Genomic DNA, 23,789 nt, shown 5'->3' with positions numbered 1-23,789 from the left:
TTCATAACGGATTAACAAAAAAGCGTAAGATTATGTTTATAAAGGATTTTTTAAATAAAAAGAGTTGGTAATGATTAGGGGAAATAATTAAAACCAACACTTTTGTCCATTAGAGGCATAGTTTGCAGAAAAACCAACACTTTTGTCTACTATGCCTTTTTTGTTTTTGGGTAGAAATTATTCTTTAAAGTTTTTCATAAATTGACCGGCTTTTTCCACCATATTTTTTGAACCGATAAAGAGCGGTGTGCGTTCGTGTAATGCGGTCGGTTGAATATCAAGAATACGACGATAGCCGTCAGTTGCCATACCGCCAGCCTGTTCAGCAAGAAATGCCATTGGATTGCCTTCATATAATAGACGAAGTTTGCCGTTTGGATAACGAGTAGTGGTTGGGTAAATGTAAATACCTCCTTTCAACATATTACGGTGGAAATCAGAAACCAATGAGCCGATATAACGTGAAGTATAAGGACGTTTGCTCGCTTCGTCTTCTTCTTGGCAATATTTAATATATTTTTTCACGCCCATTGGGAATTTCAAATAATGCCCTTCGTTAATGGAGTAGCAAGTACCATCTTGTGGAATTTTGATATTTTCGTGGGAAAGAATAAATAGACCGAGAGAAGGATCGTAAGTAAAACCATTTACTCCGTTACCAGTGGTGTAAACTAACATAGTGGATGAACCGTAAACGATATAACCGGCGGCAACTTGGCGATTACCTGGTTGCAGAAAATCTTCTAAGGTAACCGGTTGACCGATTGGTGAAACACGGCGATAGATAGAGAAAATAGTACCAACGGCAACGTTTACATCGATATTAGATGAGCCGTCCAAAGGATCGGTTAAGATAATATATTTTGCATTGCGTGCACGTTCTGTATCGAAAGCAACGATATTTTCTTCTTCTTCCGAACCGAAACCGGCAACTTCATCACGAGAAATAAGTGCTGCTTTCATTTTTTCGTGGGCGAATGCATCAAGTTTCATTTGTGCTTCGCCTTGTACATTTTGAACACCTGAATTTCCGATAATATCATTGGTTAAACCGGCTTTGTTAATATCACGGTGGATAATTTTAGCCACTAAACGAATAGATGAAAGAATACCACTAAGTTCACCTTTAGCATTAGGGTATTCAGCTTGTTTTTCTACAATAAATTGACCTAGAGTTTTCATAATAAACCTTACTTTTAGTATGAGAAGTTATACTGTTAAAGATAACATTTTCTAATAAATGTTATAAAAATTTTTTAAAGTAAAATAAAAAAATGAGAAACAGATCACAAATTTATTTTACCTTTTGATTCAATTAGTTTATTTTCGCAATGAAATATTGAAATTTAATTTTTGGATTAATTGCTTGTAATAACTGTTCTGCCATTGTGCGCTGTTGCATTTTTGTTGGTAATTCAACCATCACTGCTGCTGTAATATCCTGATCTTGATGACCAGATAATCTCACCAAATTTATTGCGACCTGTAATGCCGGTAAACTTGGATTAAAAGCTGCATTTTCTGCATATCGACCGGTTAAAATGGTGTTGTCTTTTAATAAAAGGGCTACACCGCAATAAGCGTGACTATAAGGTGCGTGAGAACGATTTGCTGCCAACAACGCCTGTTGAGATAACGGTTCAAAATTTTCTATTATTAATTTGTTGTTATGTGGATCGAACAGACAAGTTTTTATCTCAAGATCTTTCGGACCAAAAGCATCGGGTAAATATTGATGCAAACGATTATTTTGAGCGTGTGGTAAATGAATATAAAGTTGTTCCGCACTGTTTAATTCATTCATAAATTGGCGACAATGTCCGCAAGGTGTGTAATTTACGGTGACAGCAGTAATGGTGGCTTCGTTATTCATCCAAGCGTGTGAGATTGCACTTTGTTCGGCGTGAATAGTCTGTTGCATACTGCTATCGCAAAACTCCTGATTTGCGCCAAAATAAAGTGCGCCGCTGATGCCGTGTGCCACAGCACCAACATTAAAATTGGAAATAGGAGTAACGGAATAACAAGCCGCGATAGGAAGTAATTGCAATGCCAAATGGTTTACGCTTATTTTAAAGTTTTTGCAGAGATCACTGACGATTTGTGGCGATAATTTTCCAACAAAATGTTGTTGAGAAAGGGCTTGATAAATGTCATTAGCAAGAATTTGATCATCCCACTGTGCGAGCTGCATCTGAATTGCTTTAATTTTTGGATTAGTTGTTGCCATCATAATATCCCTCTTATTTCTGACGTATGACATTATAATAAAACAAATCCTTTTATTCGGTTTAAATAACCTTCATTTTTGTGACGTAGGTAAAATTATTTGCGATAAATATTGTTTTTGAGCTAGTTTTGCTTGGAAAAATCGTGAATTTTGTAGGCGGTCATACCATTATTTTTGAAATCACTTATACTGGCTAACTTTTATGGTTATTGGAGAAGTGGTGTTAATGCATTTTCAGATTGTTGCTCAAACAGAAAATTTTGTAGTTATCAATAAGCCTTGTGGTGTCAGTGTGCATAAAGATGATAATGAACAGGGTTTAACGACACAGCTTGCCGAACAGATTGGTGTGGATCGGGTTTGGTTGATTCATCGCTTGGATAAAAGCACTTCCGGCTTATTATTGTTAGCATTGAATAGACAAGCGGCAGCTGAATTATCAACACAGTTTGCCGCACACCAAGTGCAAAAAATTTATCTGGCATTGGCAACGGAAAAACCGAAGAAAAAACAGGGATTGGTTAAGGGAGATATGGTGCGGAGTCGGCGTGGAATGTGGAAATTAGCACCAACCTATAGTAATCCTGCAATAACACGTTTTTATTCAATCAATTGTGAAAAAGGATTGCGTTTGTTTGTGTTAAAACCGCAAACTGGGAAAACTCATCAGTTGAGAGTCGCGATGAAAAGTTTGGGCAGCCCAATTTTGGGTGATCCTTTATATGGCGATAAATCGCTGACAGATCGATGTTATTTGCACGCAGCAATATTGGCGTTTTCATTTTCCGGAGAACGGTTTTGTTATTCGGTTTTACCACAAGGTGTTTATTTTGAACGAGAGTGTGTAAAAGTACAAATTGAGGCAGCATTACAACAAGAAATGACAGAAATACAACAATAAAACGTGATTTTTTAAGCGGTTAGTATTATCATTACTTCACTTTTAACTATTTCATTTCAGTTTAATTATGACCACATTATTTTTTAGTTTTCGATTTTTTTACTCTTAGTATCTAAGAGGCGATTAGTTTAACTAAAATATTGGCAATTAAACTGACAAGCCTCCTCGGTATGGAGGCTTTTTTTATGACAAATTTTGGACGATTATTGAGTTATTTAAATCACAGAGGAAAGGTATGCAAAACCTAGAACAGATTACAGAGCAAGCCTTAGCGGCGATTACAGCAGCTCAGGACGGAAAGGCATTAGAGGCTATTCGTGTTGAGTATTTCGGAAAAAAAGGACCTTATACATTATTAATGCAGGGGCTTCGTGAACTATCCGCCGAAGAGCGTCCGGCGATGGGGGCGAAAATTAATGAAGCAAAACAGATAGCACAATCCGCATTGAATGCGAAAAAAGCTGAGTTGGAAGAGGCGGAGTTAAATACTAAATTGGCAAAAGAGCGGATTGATGTCACTTTACCGGGACGTAAATTAGAAAATGGTGGGTTTCATCCGGTGACATTAACAATTGAGCGCGTGGTGAAATTTTTCTCTGAACTCGGCTTTGCTGTGGAAACAGGTCCAGAAATTGAGACTGATCATTATAATTTCGATGCGTTGAATATTCCGGCACATCATCCGGCACGTGCTGATCACGATACATTTTGGTTTGATGCGGAACGTTTATTACGTACCCAAACTTCAGGCGTACAGATTCGGACAATGGAAAAACAGCGTCCTCCGATTCGTATTATTGCACCAGGTCGTGTTTATCGTAACGATTATGATCAAACACATACACCAATGTTTCATCAAATCGAATTATTGTTTGTTGATAAAAAGGCTAATTTCACTGAATTAAAAGGCTTGTTACACGATTTCTTGCGAAACTTCTTTGAAGAAGATTTGCAGGTGCGTTTTCGTCCTTCTTATTTCCCATTCACCGAACCTTCTGCGGAAGTGGATGTGATGAGAAAAAATGGAAAATGGTTGGAAGTGTTAGGTTGTGGAATGGTACACCCAAATGTGTTACGCAATGTCGGCATTGATCCGAATGAATATTCCGGTTTTGCGGTTGGTATGGGGGTAGAACGTTTAACAATGTTGCGTTATAACGTGACTGATTTACGCGCTTTCTTCGAAAATGATCTACGTTTTTTAAAACAGTTTAACTAATTTGCAGGGAGATATTTGAAAAAATGAAATTCAATGAATTGTGGTTGAGAGAATGGGTTAATCCTGCGATTAGCACCGAACAGTTATGTGATCAAATCACAATGCTAGGTTTGGAAGTTGATGGCGTTGAACCGGTTGCTGGTGACTTTAGTAACGTGGTGGTTGGTGAAGTGGTTGAATGTGCACAACATCCGGATGCTGATAAACTGCGTGTAACTAAAGTGGATGTCGGTGATGGTGAGCTGTTAGATATTGTCTGTGGTGCGCCAAATTGTCGTAAAGGATTGAAAGTGGCTTGTGCTAAAGTTAGTGCAGTGTTACCGGGTGATTTTAAAATCAAGAAAGCCAAGCTGCGCGGGCAACCTTCGGAAGGAATGTTATGTTCTTATGCCGAGTTAGCCATTTCAACTGACGGCAGCGGTATTATCGAATTACCGGCAGATGCACCGATCGGTATGGATTTGCGTGAATATCTTAACTTAAATGATAAAGCGATTGAGATCAGCTTAACACCGAACCGTGCGGACTGTTTGAGTATCCGTGGAATTGCTCGAGAAGTGGCTGTGGTGAATAAATTAGCGATGAACCAATTGCAGTTTACGCCAGTAAAATCAACCATCAGTGATAAAGTAGCGATTAAATTAAATGCACCTGAGGCTTGCCCACGTTATTTATTGCGTATGGTAAGAAATGTTAATGTGCAAGCATCAACACCGATTTGGATGCAGGAAAAATTACGCCGTTGCGGTATTCGTTCTATCGATCCGGTGGTTGATGTCACCAATTATATTTTGTTGGAGTTAGGTCAACCGATGCACGCATTTGATGCCGATAAGGTGGCACAACCAATCCAAGTCAGAATGGCGAAAACCGGCGAAAAATTAGTATTGTTGGACGGCTCAACAGCAGAGTTAAAAGAGAATACATTGTTAATCACTGATCAAAATGGGCCATTAGCAATGGCTGGAATTTTTGGCGGTGAAGCAAGCGGTGTGAGTGCAAATACAAAAAACGTGATTTTAGAATCTGCCTTTTTTGCTCCGCTGGCTATTACTGGGCGTGCTAGACAGTATGGTTTGCATACAGATTCTTCTCATCGTTTTGAGCGTGGTGTTGATTTTGAGTTACAGCGTTATGCGATGGAGCGTGCTACTGCATTGTTAATTGAAATTTGTGGTGGTGAAGCTGGTGAAATTTGTGAGGTTGTTGATGAAAATGCATTACCAAAATTAAATCCGGTAACATTGCGTCGTGAAAAATTGGATAACTTGCTAGGTCATCATATTGAAACTGAAAGTGTTACTGATATTTTGCAGCGTTTAGGCTTCCAGGTTTCCTATGTAAACGATGTTTGGACTGTGGTACCTACTAGTTGGCGTTTTGATATTGAAATCGAAGAAGATTTAATCGAAGAAGTGGCTCGTATTTACGGTTATAACACCATTCCAAATAATGCGCCGTTAGCTCATTTGATGATGCGTGAACATAAAGAGTCTGATGTTTCATTAAGCCGTATTAAAACAGCGTTTGTCGAACACGATTATCAAGAAGCGATTACTTATAGTTTCGTTGATCCGAAAGTGCAGCGTTTATTGCACCCTGAACAAGAAGCGTTAATTCTGCCAAATCCGATCTCTGTTGAGATGTCAGCAATGCGTGTTTCTTTATTGAGTGGACTGCTTGGTGCGGTGGTATATAACCAAAATCGTCAACAATCTCGTGTTCGTCTATTTGAAAGCGGTTTGCGTTTTGTCGTTGATTCAAATCATCCAATTGGTGTGCGTCAGGAATTTGTGATTGGAGGGGTAATTTCAGGAAACCGTCATAATGAACATTGGGCAATTAAGTCGGAATCTGTGGATTTCTTTGATTTGAAAGGGGATTTAGAAAGTATTTTTGATCTCTCTAACGCTGGAAAAAATATTAAATTTGTTGCAAAATCGTATCCAGCCTTACATCCTGGGCAATCAGCTGCCATTATGTTGGGTGATGAGGAGATTGGCTTTATTGGTACAATCCATCCTCGTGTAGCACAAAAATTGGATTTAAATGGAAAGGTCGTGGTGTTTGAAGTTTTATGGGATAAAATTTCATATAAAGATGTTATTCAAGCCAAAGAAGTTTCCCGTTTTCCTGCCAACCGCCGAGATTTGGCGATTATTGTGGCTGAGAATGTGACTGCCGATGAGGTGTTAACAGTTTGTCGTGAGGCTGCCGGAACACAATTAACACAAATCAATTTATTTGATGTTTACCAAGGGGCAGGAATTGCCGAAGGAATGAAAAGTTTAGCGATTAGCTTGATTTTGCAAGATAATGAAAAAACGCTAAGTGATGAAGATATTTCAGCAGTGGTAGATACCGTGTTATCTGCATTGAAAGAAAAATTAAACGCTTATTTGAGAGATTAATTTATGACACTAACAAAAGTAGAACTTGCTGAAAATTTGATTGAGAAATTCAATCTAAATAAAAATGATGCAAAAGAACTGGTTGAATCATTTTTTGAAGAAATTCGTCAGGCGCTTGAGTCCGGTGAAGATGTGAAGTTATCCGGTTTTGGAAACTTTGAGTTGCGAGATAAAACACCGCGTCCGGGGAGAAACCCTAAAACAGGCGAGTATGTGCCGATTACTGCGCGCCGTGTTGTGGTATTTAAAGCAGGGCAAAAATTGCGCGCACGAGTTGAGAAATCTAAACCAAAAGATTGATTGAATAAAAAGAGTATTCCTTGAACAGGAATGCTCTTTATTTTTTCTTGTAAGAATGGAGAATGTCCGTGTTAAAAATAAAACTAACATCTTCTGTTAAAACAAGTTTAATTATTGGTTTAGTCTTTGGATTGGCAGCTTGTTCATCATATCGCCATTCATATAACAGTCGAATGCCTGATCCGATTTATACGATGGCGCAACTTAGTGAGCAGCAACACGAATGGTATCGTACCCCTTATCGAATAGGCGGCAATACGAAAAGTGGTGTTGATTGTTCCGGCTTTGTGATGAGAACGTTTTCGGATCGTTTTGCGATTCAATTACCACGCACAACTACGGCACAATCTAAAGTAGGCGTTGAAGTTGGTTTGGATGAAATTCAAACCGGTGATTTGGTTTTTTTTAAAACCGGCAGAGGTCCTAACGGTTATCACGTTGGTATTTATGTGAAAAATAACCAATTTTTGCACGCTTCTACCAAAGGTGGTGTTATCTATTCCTCGCTGAATAATCCTTATTGGAATAAAGCATTTTGGCAAGTTCGTCGCTTGTAGCCGATTTTTTAAAATAAGCCAAGTAAAGATGAAAAAACCTGCTGAAAAAAGCAGGTTTTTTGTGTCAATTATTATAGAACTGCCAATTATTTGAACATTGCTGAAATGGATTCTTCATTGCTGATACGTCGGATTGCTTCTGCTAACATACCAGACAGTGTCAATACCCTTACTTTATTCAACGCAATAATTTCTGGTCTAAGAGGAATAGTGTCAGTAACAACAATTTCATCTAATGCTGGGCTAGCAATATTTTTCGGTGCTGAACCAGAGAAAACAGCGTGCGTTGCATAAGCAAATACACGTTTTGCACCACGCTCTTTTAATGCTTCTGCCGCTTTACATAATGTACCACCGGTATCGATCATATCATCAACCAAGATACAATCACGATCAGCAACATCACCGATAATATGCATTACTTGAGAAACATTTGCACGAGGGCGACGTTTATCAATAATCGCCATATCGGTATCATTTAATAATTTGGCTACTGCACGAGCGCGAACTACACCACCGATATCTGGAGAAACAACGATAGGATTTTCTAAATCAGTTTTCTTCAAAATATCATCCAATAGAACTGGTGAACCGAAAACATTATCTACTGGCACATCAAAAAAACCTTGAATTTGCTCTGCGTGTAAGTCGCAGGTTAAAACACGGTCAACGCCGACATTAGATAAAATATCTGCCACCACTTTTGCTGTAATCGGTACTCGAGAAGAACGTACACGCCGGTCTTGACGAGCGTAACCGAAATAAGGTACTACCGCAGTAATTCTTCCGGCAGATGCACGGCGAAGAGCATCTATCATTACCACTAATTCCATTAGATTATCATTAGTTGGTGCACAAGTGGATTGAACGATAAATACATCGGAACCACGTACATTTTCATTGATTTGGATTTGGATTTCACCATCACTGAAACGACCCACAATGGCATCGCTAAGTGAAGTATAAAGACGTTCAGAAATTTTTTTGGCTAGTTCTGGTGTTGCATTACCAGCAAACAGCTTAATGTCAGGCATTTTTAACCTCAGAGTTGGTTTTTTAATATTCAGATTGCAGTGCAATCCACACGTTAACAATTTTGTTGCATATTCTCAAGGACAAGGTATAACGGAGAACGATTTACCCCTTTAGCAACAAACCCTGATAAGTGGGTCGGGCGTTGTTGATATACGGCTATTGCAGCATCTTGCGAATCAAACTCGGCAAAAATGCAAGCGCCAGTCCCTGTTAAACGGGTCGGTGCATATTGTACCAACCACTGAATAGCTTGTTCAACCTCAGGATAATGATCTCGCACAACTTTTTCGCAATCGTTTGTATAAACATCGGCTAATAATTGTGACAAAGATCGTTTTGGCGTATTTCTCGGCAATTTCGGATCTTGAAAGATTTTTGCGGTGGAAATCGCCACATTCGGTTTTAATACCACATAATATTTCTCATCCGGTTCACAATAGCTGATTTTTTCACCGACACCTTCGGCAAAAGCGGCTTTACCGTGAACAAAAATCGGCACGTCCGCACCGAGTTTTAAACCAAGTTCGGCTAATTGAGAGAGTGAAAGATTGGTTTGCCACAAATAATTCAAGGCGACTAATGTTGTTGCCGCATCGGATGAACCGCCACCAACGCCACCACCCATCGGCAGCTTTTTCTTAATGGAGAGCGAAGCACCCAGCGAAGTTTGCGTGTATTGTTGTAATAATTTTGCGGCACGAAAAATAAGATTATCTTCAAGCACAACGTCGTCCAATTGATTTTCCAAAGTGATATTGCCACTGTTATTTATTGTTACCGTGAGCTGATCTGAAAAATCTAAAAATTGGAATAATGTTTGTAATTCGTGATAACCATCTTCACGTCGCCCATTAATATATAAAAAAAGATTTAATTTTGCCGGGCAGGGAAATGAAAAAGAACGATTTAAAAAAGAGTTATTTTCAACCATTAGAAAGTCCATTTTTTAATTTGAATTTTTAGTGTTTTATCTGGGCTACTAATAAATAAATTTTGCGGTAGCTTTGGAGATTGTTGATTATAATTTATATATTTCGCCTGCCATATTTCATTTTGCCATTGATAATCAAAATGGCTTAATAAACCCTGCTGATTCACAACATAATTTTGTGTATTTCCCGGTAACCCTTTTAACCAATTTGGAAATTGTTCTACCGGAAAATCAAAGCCGATAATATCTTGCAATAATTGATGAATATCCTTATCGGCATAATAATTCCCTTTATTATCGAAAATAATGGTATTTGTTGCTGTTTTTTCAATTGTTAATGTATTGCGACTTAATAAGGAAGAAAAATATAAACGATAATGTTGCTCATCTAAATATTGCCATTGAAAAGAGGAAGAAAAACGTTCTTTTTTACTGATATATCCTAATTGCCCTTCTGCTATATAATGGTTAATTGCATTTACCGTTTGTTGATGCTGTAACCATACAGGATCATTATGAGGTAAAGTAACCTGAGGGGTAACGAATTGTCCATCATTTGCACAGCCGACAAATAATAAGGTTAATCCCGATAATAAACCGAGCCGTACTGTCTTTTTAATATTCACTGTCTATTCCTGTTATGAGAGATGAAAGCGATATTTTAATTAAAAGTGGATGGGATGGAAAGGAGAGCAATATTTAGGATAAAAAACGGCCAATTGAAGGTTGATTTTTCATCATTTTTATAGGGTATTTTCAGTAAGTTTTTATAAGAAAATAATTTAATAAGTTATCAAAGAGAAAAGTGTGCTCCATATCGCATAATGATGATTAAAAAAAGAAAATAGGGCTAAAATACAAATTTGTAATTTCGTTTTTTAGGGGGATTTTAGTATTATTATTTGTAACAAACTTTACAAAGGAGTAACTATGTCATTAGAAATTTCCTGCAAGATTGCGTTTGTTTCGCTCTATTAAGAAGCAACAAAATTTATCCCTTCAGAAGCTTGGAAACAAATAGAAAAGCATATCCCGATAACATTATTGGAGGCTATCAATGAATACCAATCTATTATCAAAGAGATTAATGTTGAAGCTAATCGGATTGTGCTGGGTTCGGAACAGTTAGTGGAGCAGCTTCAATCACAATTAACCTCTTTATTTGAAAATATCAATCTAACTTCTGATAGACACACTAATAAATAATATGAGAAAACCTCTTAGGCTGTTTGCTTCAGCTTAAGAGGTTTTTTGTTTTCTTAAGAGGCAACCATTACCATCGCAGGACGAATAACGCGTCCGTTTAGTAGATAGCCTTTTTGTAGAACGGTAGTGATTTGATTAGCGTTGAAGCCTTCGGTTGGTTGCATTGAGATTGCTTGGTGAAGATCTGGATTAAACGTTTCACCTACAACGCCGACTGGTTCGATACCGAATTTAGCTACGGTAGAAAGGAGGTCTTTTAGGGTAAGTTCTACTCCATCAAAAAGAGCTTTTACGCTTTCATCTTCAGAGGTGTTTGGCGTTGCAGCAGCTCGCTCTAAATTATCAATTACATTAAGAATTTCTTTAGCAAATTTTTCTAAGCCAAATTTATGTGCTTTTTCTACATCCGCTTCGGTACGACGGCGGATATTGTCAATTTCAGCACGAGCTCTTAACATAATATCCTGTTCTTTTTTTGCAGCTTCTTCTAATTGACTTTCTAAATCTTGGATTTTGGCAAGTGCTTCACTTAATGGATCGATTTCGTTGGTTTTTTCTTGCTCGTTCGTTTGTTCTGTTTCTATTGATTGTTGATTGACTTCTTCATTCATAACGTTTTGTTCATTGTTTTGTTGTTCAGACATAATATTCTCCAAAATCAAAAAGGGGCATTTTACGGCGACTAGTTTAACAAAAAACACTATTACCGCCAATTATTCGGCATGAGATATTAATTAAGTCAAAATTATCGCCGATAGTTATGTTAATATAAGCCTCATTTAGTGCAATTCAAGGATTGCGTTGTTATCAATTGGGTAATTGTTATGCAAGAATTTAGAATGAAACTGCAACAGCATACATTACATCGTTCGTTTCGTACGATTGGTGTTGTAGGGCAGCCTCGACACGATGATCGTCTTCAAATGCATCAAGATCTATTTATTTGGCTAAAGCATCGTGGTTATCACGTTTTAGTTGAACAGGAAGTCGGTAAAGCTCTGCAATTGAGTGCAAAACATATTGCTACGTTGGATGAGATTGGCGCAATGGCAGAATTAGTGATTGTGATTGGTGGTGACGGCAATATGCTGGGGAAAGCACGCATACTTGCCCGTTATGATACAGCGTTGATTGGGATTAATCGTGGAAATTTAGGTTTTTTAACTGATATTGCTCCAGATCAGGTGTATGAACAATTATCTGCCTGTTTGGATCGCGGTGAATTCTTTGTAGAAGAACGCTTTTTATTGGATGTGAATGTGGAACGAGAAGGACAGGTTATTGCGTCAAATCAAGCGATTAATGAGGTTGTGATTCATCCAGCCAAAATTGCACATATGATTGATTTTCAAGTTTATATTAATGATAAATTTTGTTTTTCGCAGCGCTCTGACGGCTTGATTATTGCTACACCGACCGGTTCAACCGCTTATTCATTGTCTGCCGGTGGACCGATTTTAACGCCATTATTAAATGCAATTACATTGGTACCGATGTTCCCTCATACTCTATCTTCTCGTCCGTTGGTGGTGGATGGCGACAGCAAATTGCACTTTCGTTTTGCACAGTATAACGTGCGGCAGTTAGAGGTGAGTTGTGATAGTCAGGTGAATATTCCTTTTTGTATTGATGATGTGATTGTGGTGAAAAAGAGCGATTTGCGGATGAAATTGCTGCATTTACAAGATTATAACTACTACAATATCCTCAGTTCTAAATTGGGTTGGCTAAAAAAATTATTTTAAATTTCAAGAAATACTTTACTGTATAAAAAAACAGTATATACTGATATTTATACAGTATTGGAGGTTTCTTATGCTCACTCAATTACGCATCAATAATTTTGCTATTGTTAATCATCTTACCTTAGATTTTGCACAAGGAATGTCTGTTATTACCGGTGAAACCGGTGCCGGCAAGTCAATTGCATTGGATGCCTTAGAGGTCTGTTTGGGGCAGCGTGCTGAGAGCGGAATGTTGCGCTCCGGCGAATCAAGAGCGGATGTTAGTGCATTGTTTTCATTACAAAATAATTCTGCGGCACAGCAATGGTTACAAACACACGAATTGGATGATGAAGAAAATCCGGAAGAGTGTGTTTTGCGCCGTACAATTAGTGCAGATGGGCGCTCAAAAGGATTTATTAATAATCAACCGGTGCCTGCTGCTCAATTACGTGAGTTAGGCGCATTATTAGTGCAAATCAGTGGTCAGCATTGTTCTCAACAATTATTGAAGCCTGAATATCAATTGCAACTATTGGATACTTTTTGTCATAACCAAAGTTTATTACAGCAGTTAAATCATCAATTTCATTTGTGGAAGCAACAACAGCAAAAATTGGCGGATTTTCGTCAACAATGTGCAGAAAACGAGGCAAGAAAACAGCTATTACATTATCAAATTGAAGAATTGAATGAATTTGCCTTAAAACAGGGTGAGTTTGAAGAATTGGATTTAACACAAAAACGATTAGCAAATAGTGAATTGTTAAGTCGAGGGTCGCAATCTGTTTTACAGTTGTTGTCGGAAAATGAAACCGCAAATATCGAAAATTTATTAAATAAAGCAGTGAGCTATTTAGATGAATTGGTTGAGGCGGATGAGCAATTTAAAGAGGCACTGCAATTAATTCAACAGGCACAGATTTACGTTCAAGAGGCTTTTTCTGAAGTGCAGCATCTTGCCTATCGTATCGAGGATGATCCGGAGTTATTGGCTAATACGGAAATGCGTTTAAAACAGGCGTTACAATTAGCACAAAAACATCGAGTTAATGTTTCAGAATTACCGGTTTATCATCAGCAATTAAAGCATGAATATGAACAGTTAGCGGAATATATTGATGGCGAAGAGTTGTTAGTCGAAGCGGAACAGCAAGCTTATCAACAGGCAATGAGAATTGCGAAACAGCTTTCAGAACGTCGGCAACAAGGTGCCATTTTATTAGCGAAAGCGGTAACCGAAAAAATCAAACAGTTAGCAATGGAAAATGCTGAATTTGATATTCAGTGCACTATGGAATCACAAAAATTATCTAATAAAGGTATAGATCAAATCACGTTTATGCTATTGAGCAATTTAGGAGAGAGTTTTCAACCTTTGCATAAAAATGCTTCTGGTGGTGAATTATCTAGAATTGCACTGGTATTACAAGCTTTAACGTCAGATCAAAGTACGATTCCGACAGTGATTTTTGATGAAATAGATGTTGGAATTAGTGGGGCAACAGCTAATATTGTCGGGAAACTATTGCGCTCATTAGGTGAAAAAGTGCAGATTTTATGTATTACACATTTACCACAAGTTGCATCACACGGTCATCAACATTATAAAGTTGAAAAATATTGCAAAGCTGGAAAAACAGAAACACAAGTAAGTTTATTAAATGCTGAAGAAAGAGTAAAAGAGTTGGGTAGATTACTTGGTGGTAGTGAAGTAACGCAGTTATCGTTAGCAAATGCACAGGAGATGTTAGCGTTGGCAAGTTAATTCAGCTTTTTATAATGGATAATTCCGCCTATTAGTTGTGTATAAAACTATATAGGCGGTATATTTTTTGGTAGTGATTTATTTCGTAATACGTTTATATTTTATACGTTTTGGTTGTATAGATTCAGCACCGAAAGTTTTTTTCTTCCATTCTTCATAATCAGAGAAATTACCTTCATAGAAAGTGACTTTGCCTTCATCTCCATAATCCAAAATGTGCGTAGCAATACGATCCAAGAACCAGCGGTCGTGTGAGATAACCAGCACGCAGCCAGGGAATTCCAAAATGGCATTTTCCAATGCTCGCAAGGTTTCTACGTCAAGATCATTGGTTGGTTCATCAAGGAGAAGCACATTCCCTCCACGTTGCAATAATTTTGCTAAATGCAAACGTCCACGTTCACCTCCGGATAATTCACCAACACGTTTTTGTTGATCAACACCTTTAAAGTTGAAACGCCCCACATAAGCACGGCTTGGGATTTCAAAATTACCTATCTTCATAATATCTAAACCGCCGGATACTTCTTCCCACACGGTTTTACTATTGTCCATTTTATCGCGGAATTGTTCGACTGAAGAAAGGACAACAGTATCACCTAACGTGATAGAACCGCTATCAGGCTGTTCCTGTCCAGATAACATTTTGAATAGAGTGGATTTTCCAGCTCCGTTTGCTCCGATAATACCGATAATTGCACCTTTAGGAATATTAAAAGATAGATTATCAATTAAAGTACGATCACCATATGATTTGGATAAATTTTCCACTTCAATGACTTTATCTCCTAAGCGAGGACCAGGTGGGATAAAAAGTTCGTTGGTTTCATTACGTTTTTGATAATCGCTACTATTTAATTCTTCAAATCTAGCCATACGGGCTTTACTTTTCGCCTGACGACCTTTTGGATTTTGGCGAACCCACTCAAGTTCTTTTTCAATCGATTTTTGGCGAGCAGATTCAGTAGCAGCTTCTTGTGCTAAGCGTTTCTCTTTTTGCTCCAACCAAGAAGAGTAATTGCCTTGCCAAGGAATGCCTTCCCCACGATCAAGCTCTAAAATCCAACCGGCAACATTATCCAAGAAGTAGCGGTCGTGGGTAATAGCCACAACCGTGCCTTCATAATCGTGTAAGAAACGTTCCAACCAAGCCACAGATTCCGCATCAAGATGGTTTGTTGGTTCGTCCAATAACAGCATATCCGGTTTTTCTAATAGTAGACGGCAAAGCGCAACACGGCGACGTTCACCACCGGATAAATGTTCGATTTTACTGTCCCAATCTGGTAAACGTAAGGCATCTGCTGCACGCTCTAATTGATTCTGTAAGTTATGACCGTCGTGAGCTTGGATAATCGCTTCTAATTCAGCTTGTTCTGTTGCTAATTTATCAAAATCCGCATCCGGATCAGCATATAGTGCATAAACTTCATCTAATCGGGTTAATGCATTTTTCACTTCGTGAACTGCTTCTTCAATCGCTTCTCGCACGGTCTGTTGTGGTTCTAGTTTTGGTTCTTGTGGCAAATAACCGATTTTAATGCCAGGTTGTGGACGGGCTTCCCCTTCAAACTCTTTATCTACGCCTGCCATAATGCGCAATAAGGTAGATTTACCGGCACCGTTTAAACCTAGTACACCGATTTTTGCACCGGGAAAGAAACTTAACGAAATATCTTTTAAAATTTGACGCTTCGGTGGCACAACTTTGCTCACGCGATGCATTGTAAAAACAAATTGTGTGGACATAGTTCTCGCTGTTTGTTTTGTGATTGGATAAAAGCATTATTCTACTGGAAATTATTGCTTTTGACCATTTCACGATGAAAATTTAAGTAACACCGAAAAATTAAAAGATCTTATGAATCATATTGGCTAAATAAAACATAAAAATATGCTTTTATATACAAAATATGATTGCAACAAGGAATGTTGGAATAGTAATATCAATCAGACTATTTATATAAATAGTACACCACAGCATTATATTTAATTACCATTGCTATTTGAGGAATCTTTGATGTCAAGACCAATAAATTTTGTAATGATTTCACCCCATTTTCCCACCAATTTTGAAACGTTTGCACATAGATTGCGTGAAAGCGGTTTTAATACATTAGGAATTGCCGATGTGCCTTATGAGTCATTAAGCGAGGGGTTACGCAATTCGCTAACAGAATATTATCGTGTTGATAATATGGAAGATTATGATCAGGTTTATCGTGCGGTTGGTTATTTTGCGCATAAGTATGGACGCATTGATCGTATTGAATCGCATAATGAATATTGGTTGGAGTTGGATGCAAAACTTCGTACTGATTTTAATGTGTTCGGTTATAAGAATGAAGATATGAAAATGATTAAAACCAAATCACAAATGAAAGAAGTTTTTAAAGAAGCAGGTTTAAAAGTAGCGAAAGGTCGTGTTTTTTCTGATGAAGAGGATGCTCATCGTTTGGCTGCAGAATTAAAATTGCCAGTGATTATTAAACCGAATTCGGGTGTTGGAGCGAGTGACACTTATAAAATTCGTACAAAACAAGATTTAATACATTTCTTTGAACATAAAGCACCAAATGTTGAATATATTATGGAGGAATTTATCGATGGAGATATTGTGACGTTTGATGGTTTAGCCGATCACAATGGGAATATCGTATTCTATTCCAGTTTAGAATATTCTGAAGCAGTGTTAGATACAGTGGAGAAAGACGGTGATATGTTCTATTTTGTGCCACGTGAAATTTCACCAAAATTAATTGAGCTAGGTAAAGTTTGCGTAGAGGCATTTAATGTTAAAGAACGTTTTTTCCATTTTGAGTTTTTCCGTGTTAAGGGCAGCAACGAAATATTACCCCTTGAAATTAACTGCCGTCCACCGGGTGGTTTAACCATTGATATGTGGAATTATGCGAATGATTTTGATGTATTTAATGAATATGCCAATATTGTTAAAGAAAATAGATTCTATGCGCATATTACTCATCCGTGGAATGTAGTTTATATTTCTCGTAAGGCGAATAAAAACTATCTTAATACGACACAGGCAGTTTGCGAAAAATTTGGTAACAACATTATCAGTGTGCAACAGGTGCCGGGCATTTTTGCGAAAATTATGGGAGAAGAGGGAATTTTAGCGAGAACTGAAACTCTGGAGCAGATGCGGGAAATTATTCAATTTGCACATCAAAAACAATAATTGAGAGGAAGTGAATTATGCATTTTGAGAGAAGAAGTCATTGGAGTGGAGAATTAGGTCGTGAAATGTATTTTAATGTTTATGGTCACGCCGGTAAGCCTGTAATTGTGTTTCCATCCTCAGGCGGTGATCAAAATGAATATGGTAATTTCGGGATGATTGAAGCCTGCCGTTCTTTTATAGATCGTGGATTACTGAAGTTTTATACGCCTGATTCTTACGATAAAGAGTCGTGGTTGGCAACTTACAAATCCGGACACGATATGGCATTAGCACACGATGCTTATGATCGTTATATCATCAATGAATTGGTGCCATTAATTCGGCACGAATCGCAATGGGGTGGCGCAATGATGGCGACCGGTTGCAGTATGGGGGCGTTTCATACCATTAATTTTGCATTGCGTCATCCGGATTTGTTTGATGTGGCGATTGCGCTAAGTGGCGTTTATGATGCTCGTTTCTTTACTGGGGAATTTTATGGGGATCAGGCGATATATTTCAATTCGCCGATAGATTATCTTTGGGGACAGCAGGATAGTTGGTTTTTAGATCGTTATCGACAAAATCACTATATTGTGGCAGTAGGACAAGGTGCTTGGGAAGAGCAGCACGTTGCAGATACAGCACGTTTGCAAGAAGCTTTTCAGGCGAAAGGCATTGTCGCTTGGTTTGATTTTTGGGGATACGATGTTGATCATGATTGGCCGTGGTGGAAGAAACAGATGCCATTTTTCCTTAGCAAGTTGGAAGAGCAGGGCATAATTTAATCAGCATCGTTATTCGTTCTTTATTTTTGCCGGCGAAACCGACTCTGTTAATGCCAAATGGAGTATGAGTTTCGTCGGCAATGCTTTTTATATTAGGTTGAAAAATAGATTAAGTAGAATGGGCAATAAGTTTCTTCATCTCTTAGCCAATATTTTAAAAGTTCTTATCTTCACGATCATTGTTATTATCGTCGTTCATCTTATTGTGATTGGTGGTGCTTATTTTGTTTACTCAATATTATGAAAATAGGTGAACTTAACAATGTAATACTTAAAAATAACGCCGCCTTGTCATCGTCATAACGACCTTTCTTAATCGCTGATTTTTGTAAAATTGTTACAAAATGAGCAAACTTTAATCATTTATTAGAAAATGATAATAATTCCTAAAAAGATCTTGAAAGCAATAAATTTTTTATTGATAATGGTTCTCATTAATTTAATTGATAGTTTTTAATCCTCAATAACCTAAGGAGAATTTTGGAATGAAGAAAACCTCATTTGTATTATTACCGCTTGCTGCTTTTATTAGTGGTGCAGTTGTTGCAGATGAAGCTGATAATTTAGATGTGATTGAAGTGGTGAGTGATAACCTTTCACCACAAAAAGCAAGTTTATCCGCCGGTAGTTTAGCAAAAGTTCGCCAAGCGACTACAACCGCAGATATTTTGCGTTCCGTCCCTGGTGTAAATGTGAATGGCGCACGTTCTGTGGTGCAACGTTACAGTATTCGTGGTGTAAGTGAAGAATATTTAACGGTAACAGTTGATGGTGCAAGACAAAATGGTTACGCATTCCACCACGCTGGAAACTATGGTATCGATCCGGATATTTTAAAACGTGTGAATGTTGATGTTGGTGCAAATTCTGTGGTAACTGGCGCAGGTTCATTGGGCGGTGCGATTCGTTTCGAAACCGTTGAAGCGGCAGATTTGTTAGCGGATGGCGAAAACTTTGGCGCGAAATTCAAATGGGGCTATGGTAGCAATGCTGACTCCAATCAAGCAGCAACCACTCTTTATGGTCGTGCCGGTGGGTTAGATGTTTTAGGCTATTTTAATTATCGTCACCAAGAAAACGGTAAAGATGGTAATGGCGTAGCAAATGCAAATAAAGGCCATTTATCCAACTATTTATTCAAAGCGAAATACAATATTGATGAAGCACAATGGGTGAAATTCTCAGCGGAACGGTATAATAATACGGCGGTAAGTTGCTATCGTGCTAATTTTAACTCTTGTTTAGGGGATATTCCGAGACCTGGAGAACTGGGGTATAGTGAGACTGATCACAGCAAAGCCTTAACAGAGTTATTACGTAAAACTTATACGTTAAGTTATGGTATCGATCCGCAAGATAATCCATACCTTAATTTCAAAATTAATTTATATAATACTGAAACTGATATGAGTTCAATGGGAAAACCTCAGACGAATATTCGTACTGTTGGTGGAACACTTTCTAATGTTTCAGAAGTTGATTTATCCAGTACTCACCATACTATTACCGTTGGTGGAGAGTATTACAATACTAAATCTAGAGCATTAAATGCGCCAGATAAACCTTATCAACCAAGAACTGACAGTACTTCTGTTTATTTGGAGGATAAAATTGCGCTTGGTAATTTCTTAATCACTCCGGGTATACGTTATGACTATTATCAGGCAGATCTTGATAAGAATTTTGATAAAAGCTACCAACGTTTTTCTAAAGCACTAGGTTTAAAATATTTACTAACAGACGATTTAGCAGTATTTGCCAACTATACTGAAATCTTTAAAGGACCTGATGCTGGTGAGATTTATTTACGTGGAACCCGGAATTATTTGCCAAGTATAGATGCTATTCGAGGAAATAATAAAGAAGCTGGTATGAGTTTTGCTAAGGCAGATATTTTTGGCAATGATGATTTCTCTTTAACCGCAAAATATTTCCAAACTAAATATAATCATTTCAACACCAACACAACAACCGATCAGGGAAGCGGTTATCAAGATATTGGTGAAGTAAAGGTTAAGGGGGTTGAGGTTTCTACTGCTTATCGTATCAATAATTTTTCCATTAATGCCGGTTATGCCAGAGCAAGAAGTGAACAGCTTGACCCGTTATTTGGTTTTTATAATTTAACTGCTTTGCCGGATACCGGAGATAAATATACTTTAGGTCTAAGTTATGTTATGCCGGATTATGGTGTAGAACTTGGCTGGAATACCATTTGGGTAAGAAATATCACAACATACACTGCTGGAATCGAACGTTGTAAAGGGAAAAATTGTGACAGAACACCAAAGAAAATGTCAACTTATAAAGACAGTTATTCTGTCAGCAATGTTTATGCAACTTGGTCACCAAAACAATTACCTAGTTTAGAATTGACGGCTGGTATCGATAATATTTTTGATAAAGCCTATAAAGATCAAGCAACTAAATATTATGCTGCTTCAGATAATGAACTCGGTCGTAACTATAAATTCACCGTTTCTTATAAATTCTAAGTAATGATTTGACTTTCCGCCAACCTTTAAATAAAGGCGGAAAGCCTTTATTCCTCTGTGTTAATTAATATAAGTACATCGCAATGATGCCTTATATTTGTTGTTTTTAAAGGGTTGGAAAATGGATACATTATTTGATTTCTTACAACAATATGTTGATTACATTATTTTAGGTCTGTTGGCGTTGATGAGCTTTGTAATGGTCTGGATGGTGATTGAGCGCTTATTGTTTTTACATAAAATCAATATTAAAAATTATCAGAATATCCACGATCTTGAAATTGATCTTACACGGCACTTAACCATTATTTCCTCTATTGGTGCAAACGCACCATATGTGGGATTGTTGGGAACAGTTATTGGTATTTTGCTCACTTTCTACCAGTTAGGGCAATCGGGTGGCGACATTGATGCTAGTGCCATTATGCTTCATTTGTCATTAGCACTGAAAGCAACTGCTGTGGGAATTTTAGTCGCTATTCCGTCAATGATGTTTTACAACGGTTTAGGGCGTAAAGTGGAAGTGAAACGCTTACAGTGGAAATCTTTACAGGCGGAACAATCAAGATAGGAATGAGATATGAAGAAGTTCGATGAAATTAATATCATTCCTTTCATTGATATTATGTTAGTACTGTTGGCAATTGTTTTGATTACTGCATCTTTTATTTCGCAAGGTAAAATTAAGGTGAATGTACCAAAAGCAAGTAGCACGGTAGCATTTAAATCGGATGAACTTGCGAAACTGCTCACTATCACTAAAGATGGTGAGCTTTATTTCAATGATAAGCCGATCAATAGAACCGATTTAGAGAAAGAGATGGCGAGTTGGGATAAATCACAAAAAGTAACATTAAAAGTAGATTCTGAAGCTACTTTCCAAGAATTTGTTAGTATTACCGACTTATTAGGTAAAAATGAGATCAAAAATGTTGCCATTGTTACTGTAAAGGATAAAGGAGGCAATTAAGTGCATTACACCAAGCCTGCTTTTTATGTTACCACTGCTATTTATAGTGCATTATTTGCCGGTGTGGTTTGGTCATTTGATGGAACGCAACAGTCAGCAAATAGTATAAATGGAGAAATTTCACCAATCATTTCAATGGAATTGTTTTCTGCCAATATTGTTGAGGAACCTCAACCAGAACCTCAACCGGAAATAGAAATCAAGCCTGAACCAGAAAAGATAGTTGAAACTCAGAAACAAGAAGTTGTTCCTGATCCGACAATAAAAAAAGAATCGAAACAGCCTAAAAAAGAGATTAAAAAAGAAGTTGTAGAGCGTAAAAAGGAACATAAAAAACATCGTGATCATAAGAAAAATCATCGCCCTGTTTCGCAGGCAGTACAATCTAAAGCACAGGGTGCGCCTGTTACAACACAGCAACAAAATTTACAAGGAACAGGAACAAATAGTGATGAGCTTGCAGCATATCGTTCTGCATTAAGGCGAGAAATTGAAAAACATAAACGTTATTCGCAACGAGCAAAAATGTTGCATCGTCAAGGTACTGTCATAGTGCAGTTTACTTTGATGGATGACGGAACAATCCAAAATGTGCGGTTACATCGTTCTTCTGGTTATGAAGATTTGGATAAGTCGGCAATGGATGCAGTAGCGAAAGCCAATAGTGTTGGCATACGTCCGGCAGGTTTAGCTACAGAACAGAAAATCCCGATTAAATTTATGCTGAGATAATTATTTCTTCTTTTTATTTTTTAATTTATCCCACATTTTGTCTTCTTGTCCACGCCATAAACGTTGAATATTGTCGTGGTGACGGTAGATAAGAAGACAACAAACTAATGCGGTTGGAAAGGTGAATTCGGGGCGAAACCACCAGACATAAAATGGGATGGTTAATGCGGCAATTACTGCACTGAGAGAAGAGTAACCGGTGAGTAGGAAAACACATAACCAGACACCAAGCATAAATCCTGCTACAGACCAGCCAATCGGTGCAATTGCACCGAATGCGGTTGCTACACCTTTGCCACCACGAAAGTGATAATAAATTGGGAAAATATGCCCTAGGCAGGCACCTAAAGCCACCATTCCTAATTCAAACTGTGTTAGTTGTAGGTAATAACCGAGCCAAACTGGTAACATTCCTTTAAGAATATCAAAAATTAGCACCAGTAATGCTGGCAAACGTCCACCAATTCGTAACACATTGGTTGCTCCGGGGTTATGAGAGCCGTTTTCTCGAGGATCAGGAAGGTGAAAGAGTTTGCATAAAATGATCGCGCTCGAAATAGAACCTATCAAATAGGCAATTAGCATATAAAAAATAGCAAATAGACTCATAACTTTTCCTTTTCACTCATTTGGGCTTTTGTTTATTGTAACCAAAATTGTTAGTATAGCTACAATTAATTCATTAAACGGCGAAATTTATATGACGAAAGAATTTATTTTTATTGAAGAGTTAACTATTTTTACCACTATTGGCGTTTATGCTTGGGAACAACAGATTAAACAAAAATTAGTGTTTGATTTAGAAATGGCGTGGGATAGTGAGCAGGCGGCACGGACAGATGATGTTCAATTTTGTCTAAATTACGCAGAGGTTAGCGAATTTATCATTGATTATGTCAGTAACCGATCATTTGCATTGATTGAAAGAGTAGCATATGAGGTGGTGGATCAATTACATCAGCGTTTTCAAATCTCACAAATTCGTTTAAAACTAAGTAAGCCCAGTGCCGTTGCTCAAGCAAAATCGGTTGGTATTGTGGTGGAAAAAAGGTTTGGTTAATGATTGATGGCAGAAGAATGCCATCAAAATTTACGCATATCAATATGTGGGATATTGTCTTCCAGATAGATATCTGAAACCACAACAAAACCGAATTTCTGATAAAATTCTTGCAAATAGTGTTGTGCCTGAATTTCAATGGGATAGTTTGGAAATTGCTGTTGAATAAAAGCTAATGTGCTTCTTAATAGTGTTTGAGCATAGCTTTTGCCACGAAAATCTGGCATTACTAAAACACGTCCAAAATGAACGTACTCATTTTGGAGGCATATAGGACAAAA

At 37.7% G+C, this 23,789-nt stretch carries 24 protein-coding genes; 15 read left to right on the top strand and 9 right to left on the bottom strand.

Translation table 11 applies throughout. The annotated features are described in order from the left end of the window. Positions 1 to 177: 177 nt before the first annotated feature. Positions 178 to 1,182: a class 1 fructose-bisphosphatase gene (fbp, locus tag P375_RS09035; RefSeq protein ID WP_039136287.1), complete on the bottom strand. Its 1,005-nt coding sequence runs from the start codon at positions 1,180 to 1,182 to the stop codon at positions 178 to 180. Between the two features lie 133 nt (positions 1,183 to 1,315). Continuing rightward, positions 1,316 to 2,233, bottom strand: coding sequence for a cytidine deaminase (cdd, locus tag P375_RS09030; RefSeq protein ID WP_039136278.1), 918 nt, complete (start codon positions 2,231 to 2,233; stop codon positions 1,316 to 1,318). Positions 2,234 to 2,432: 199 nt separating this feature from the next. Here cdd and P375_RS09025 point away from each other — a divergent pair, with 199 nt between their 5' ends. The 5 genes from P375_RS09025 (at position 2,433) to P375_RS09005 (ending at position 7,618) form a co-directional block, all read left to right on the top strand. Further along, complete coding sequence (locus P375_RS09025) at positions 2,433 to 3,131, top strand: TIGR01621 family pseudouridine synthase (protein WP_039136276.1); 699 nt, start codon at positions 2,433 to 2,435, stop codon at positions 3,129 to 3,131. A 235-nt stretch (positions 3,132 to 3,366) separates the two neighbouring features. Then, the gene (pheS, locus tag P375_RS09020) at positions 3,367 to 4,350 is read left to right on the top strand and encodes a phenylalanine--tRNA ligase subunit alpha (RefSeq protein ID WP_039089775.1); all 984 of its coding nucleotides are present in this window, start codon (positions 3,367 to 3,369) and stop codon (positions 4,348 to 4,350) included. A gap of 23 nt (positions 4,351 to 4,373) precedes the next feature. Further along, complete coding sequence (gene pheT, locus P375_RS09015) at positions 4,374 to 6,761, top strand: phenylalanine--tRNA ligase subunit beta (protein ID WP_039136274.1); 2,388 nt, start codon at positions 4,374 to 4,376, stop codon at positions 6,759 to 6,761. A 3-nt stretch (positions 6,762 to 6,764) separates the two neighbouring features. Then, positions 6,765 to 7,061 carry an integration host factor subunit alpha gene (locus P375_RS09010; RefSeq protein WP_039136272.1) on the top strand — a complete coding sequence of 99 codons (297 nt, stop codon included), beginning with the start codon at positions 6,765 to 6,767 and terminating at the stop codon, positions 7,059 to 7,061. 62 nt (positions 7,062 to 7,123) lie between these two features. After that, a complete protein-coding gene (locus P375_RS09005) occupies positions 7,124 to 7,618 on the top strand; it encodes a C40 family peptidase (RefSeq protein ID WP_039136270.1) in 495 nt (164 codons plus the stop codon). A gap of 86 nt (positions 7,619 to 7,704) precedes the next feature. On the opposite strand, the gene P375_RS09000 is transcribed toward P375_RS09005, so the two are convergent. The 3 genes from P375_RS09000 to lolB are packed head-to-tail and all read right to left on the bottom strand — an operon-like array spanning position 7,705 to position 10,210. Then, positions 7,705 to 8,652 carry a ribose-phosphate pyrophosphokinase gene (locus P375_RS09000; protein WP_039136268.1) on the bottom strand — a complete coding sequence of 316 codons (948 nt, stop codon included), beginning with the start codon at positions 8,650 to 8,652 and terminating at the stop codon, positions 7,705 to 7,707. Between the two features lie 53 nt (positions 8,653 to 8,705). Continuing rightward, positions 8,706 to 9,584, bottom strand: a complete 879-nt coding sequence (ispE, locus tag P375_RS08995; protein ID WP_039136266.1) for a 4-(cytidine 5'-diphospho)-2-C-methyl-D-erythritol kinase — start codon at positions 9,582 to 9,584, stop codon at positions 8,706 to 8,708. Next, positions 9,584 to 10,210, bottom strand: a complete 627-nt coding sequence (gene lolB, locus P375_RS08990; protein WP_039136263.1) for a lipoprotein insertase outer membrane protein LolB — start codon at positions 10,208 to 10,210, stop codon at positions 9,584 to 9,586. Before lolB ends, ispE begins: the two co-directional genes overlap by 1 nt. 418 nt (positions 10,211 to 10,628) lie before the next feature. On the opposite strand from lolB, the gene P375_RS12430 reads away from it, so the two are divergent. Further along, positions 10,629 to 10,790: a hypothetical protein gene (locus P375_RS12430; RefSeq protein WP_156962338.1), complete on the top strand. Its 162-nt coding sequence runs from the start codon at positions 10,629 to 10,631 to the stop codon at positions 10,788 to 10,790. Between the two features lie 53 nt (positions 10,791 to 10,843). Here the strand turns inward: P375_RS12430 and grpE are convergent, their stop codons facing one another. After that, entirely contained in the window at positions 10,844 to 11,434 is a 591-nt protein-coding gene (grpE, locus tag P375_RS08985) for a nucleotide exchange factor GrpE (RefSeq protein ID WP_039136261.1), read from the bottom strand. A 180-nt stretch (positions 11,435 to 11,614) separates the two neighbouring features. Between grpE and P375_RS08980 the strand changes: the two genes are divergently transcribed. Beyond that, a complete protein-coding gene (locus P375_RS08980; protein WP_039136259.1) occupies positions 11,615 to 12,535 on the top strand; it encodes an NAD(+) kinase in 921 nt (306 codons plus the stop codon). Positions 12,536 to 12,605: 70 nt separating this feature from the next. Further along, entirely contained in the window at positions 12,606 to 14,282 is a 1,677-nt protein-coding gene (gene recN, locus P375_RS08975; protein ID WP_039136257.1) for a DNA repair protein RecN, read from the top strand. A gap of 78 nt (positions 14,283 to 14,360) precedes the next feature. Here the strand turns inward: recN and ettA are convergent, their stop codons facing one another. Further along, a complete protein-coding gene (gene ettA, locus P375_RS08970) occupies positions 14,361 to 16,031 on the bottom strand; it encodes an energy-dependent translational throttle protein EttA (RefSeq protein WP_039136255.1) in 1,671 nt (556 codons plus the stop codon). A 271-nt stretch (positions 16,032 to 16,302) separates the two neighbouring features. Here ettA and P375_RS08965 point away from each other — a divergent pair, with 271 nt between their 5' ends. The 6 genes from P375_RS08965 (at position 16,303) to P375_RS08935 (ending at position 22,448) form a co-directional block, all read left to right on the top strand. Beyond that, positions 16,303 to 17,481 (top strand): ATP-grasp domain-containing protein, encoded by a 1,179-nt coding sequence (locus P375_RS08965; RefSeq protein ID WP_039136252.1) that lies wholly within the window; start codon positions 16,303 to 16,305, stop codon positions 17,479 to 17,481. 17 nt (positions 17,482 to 17,498) lie between these two features. Continuing rightward, positions 17,499 to 18,251 (top strand): esterase family protein, encoded by a 753-nt coding sequence (locus P375_RS08960; protein WP_039136251.1) that lies wholly within the window; start codon positions 17,499 to 17,501, stop codon positions 18,249 to 18,251. 485 nt (positions 18,252 to 18,736) lie between these two features. Continuing rightward, entirely contained in the window at positions 18,737 to 20,746 is a 2,010-nt protein-coding gene (locus P375_RS08950) for a TonB-dependent receptor domain-containing protein (protein ID WP_039136248.1), read from the top strand. Positions 20,747 to 20,867: 121 nt separating this feature from the next. Continuing rightward, on the top strand, positions 20,868 to 21,317 hold the full coding sequence (gene exbB / locus P375_RS08945) for a TonB-system energizer ExbB (RefSeq protein WP_039136246.1): 450 nt from the start codon (positions 20,868 to 20,870) through the stop codon (positions 21,315 to 21,317). Between the two features lie 9 nt (positions 21,318 to 21,326). Then, complete coding sequence (gene exbD, locus P375_RS08940) at positions 21,327 to 21,716, top strand: TonB system transport protein ExbD (protein ID WP_039136244.1); 390 nt, start codon at positions 21,327 to 21,329, stop codon at positions 21,714 to 21,716. Beyond that, positions 21,717 to 22,448, top strand: a complete 732-nt coding sequence (locus tag P375_RS08935) for an energy transducer TonB (RefSeq protein WP_039136242.1) — start codon at positions 21,717 to 21,719, stop codon at positions 22,446 to 22,448. Here P375_RS08935 and plsY read toward each other — a convergent pair whose 3' ends face one another. Then, entirely contained in the window at positions 22,449 to 23,057 is a 609-nt protein-coding gene (gene plsY, locus P375_RS08930) for a glycerol-3-phosphate 1-O-acyltransferase PlsY (protein ID WP_039136240.1), read from the bottom strand. It abuts the gene before it with no gap. 91 nt (positions 23,058 to 23,148) lie between these two features. On the opposite strand from plsY, the gene folB reads away from it, so the two are divergent. Then, positions 23,149 to 23,508, top strand: coding sequence for a dihydroneopterin aldolase (folB, locus tag P375_RS08925; protein WP_039136238.1), 360 nt, complete (start codon positions 23,149 to 23,151; stop codon positions 23,506 to 23,508). A gap of 23 nt (positions 23,509 to 23,531) precedes the next feature. Here the strand turns inward: folB and P375_RS08920 are convergent. Beyond that, positions 23,532 to 23,789 (bottom strand): GNAT family N-acetyltransferase (locus P375_RS08920; RefSeq protein ID WP_039136289.1); only part of this gene is annotated, 258 nt, incomplete at its 5' end.

Origin of the sequence: Gallibacterium genomosp. 2, from assembly GCF_000771895.1 — a bacterium.
Classification (GTDB): Bacteria; Pseudomonadota; Gammaproteobacteria; order Enterobacterales; family Pasteurellaceae; genus Gallibacterium.
This window is presented reverse-complemented; position numbering and strand designations above follow the sequence as displayed.

Bases quoted from the DNA above. Each gene is read 5' to 3' on its own strand.
- fbp (WP_039136287.1), bottom strand. From the start codon at position 1,182: ATGAAAACTCTAGGTCAATTTATTGTAGAAAAACAAGCTGAATACCCT.
- cdd (WP_039136278.1), bottom strand. From the start codon at position 2,233: ATGATGGCAACAACTAATCCAAAAATTAAAGCAATTCAGATGCAGCTC.
- P375_RS09025 (WP_039136276.1), top strand. From the start codon at position 2,433: ATGGTTATTGGAGAAGTGGTGTTAATGCATTTTCAGATTGTTGCTCAA.
- pheS (WP_039089775.1), top strand. From the start codon at position 3,367: ATGCAAAACCTAGAACAGATTACAGAGCAAGCCTTAGCGGCGATTACA.
- pheT (WP_039136274.1), top strand. From the start codon at position 4,374: ATGAAATTCAATGAATTGTGGTTGAGAGAATGGGTTAATCCTGCGATT.
- P375_RS09010 (WP_039136272.1), top strand. From the start codon at position 6,765: ATGACACTAACAAAAGTAGAACTTGCTGAAAATTTGATTGAGAAATTC.
- P375_RS09005 (WP_039136270.1), top strand. From the start codon at position 7,124: ATGTCCGTGTTAAAAATAAAACTAACATCTTCTGTTAAAACAAGTTTA.
- P375_RS09000 (WP_039136268.1), bottom strand. From the start codon at position 8,652: ATGCCTGACATTAAGCTGTTTGCTGGTAATGCAACACCAGAACTAGCC.
- ispE (WP_039136266.1), bottom strand. From the start codon at position 9,584: ATGGTTGAAAATAACTCTTTTTTAAATCGTTCTTTTTCATTTCCCTGC.
- grpE (WP_039136261.1), bottom strand. From the start codon at position 11,434: ATGTCTGAACAACAAAACAATGAACAAAACGTTATGAATGAAGAAGTC.
- P375_RS08980 (WP_039136259.1), top strand. From the start codon at position 11,615: ATGCAAGAATTTAGAATGAAACTGCAACAGCATACATTACATCGTTCG.
- recN (WP_039136257.1), top strand. From the start codon at position 12,606: ATGCTCACTCAATTACGCATCAATAATTTTGCTATTGTTAATCATCTT.
- ettA (WP_039136255.1), bottom strand. From the start codon at position 16,031: ATGTCCACACAATTTGTTTTTACAATGCATCGCGTGAGCAAAGTTGTG.
- P375_RS08965 (WP_039136252.1), top strand. From the start codon at position 16,303: ATGTCAAGACCAATAAATTTTGTAATGATTTCACCCCATTTTCCCACC.
- P375_RS08960 (WP_039136251.1), top strand. From the start codon at position 17,499: ATGCATTTTGAGAGAAGAAGTCATTGGAGTGGAGAATTAGGTCGTGAA.
- P375_RS08950 (WP_039136248.1), top strand. From the start codon at position 18,737: ATGAAGAAAACCTCATTTGTATTATTACCGCTTGCTGCTTTTATTAGT.
- exbB (WP_039136246.1), top strand. From the start codon at position 20,868: ATGGATACATTATTTGATTTCTTACAACAATATGTTGATTACATTATT.
- exbD (WP_039136244.1), top strand. From the start codon at position 21,327: ATGAAGAAGTTCGATGAAATTAATATCATTCCTTTCATTGATATTATG.
- plsY (WP_039136240.1), bottom strand. From the start codon at position 23,057: ATGAGTCTATTTGCTATTTTTTATATGCTAATTGCCTATTTGATAGGT.
- folB (WP_039136238.1), top strand. From the start codon at position 23,149: ATGACGAAAGAATTTATTTTTATTGAAGAGTTAACTATTTTTACCACT.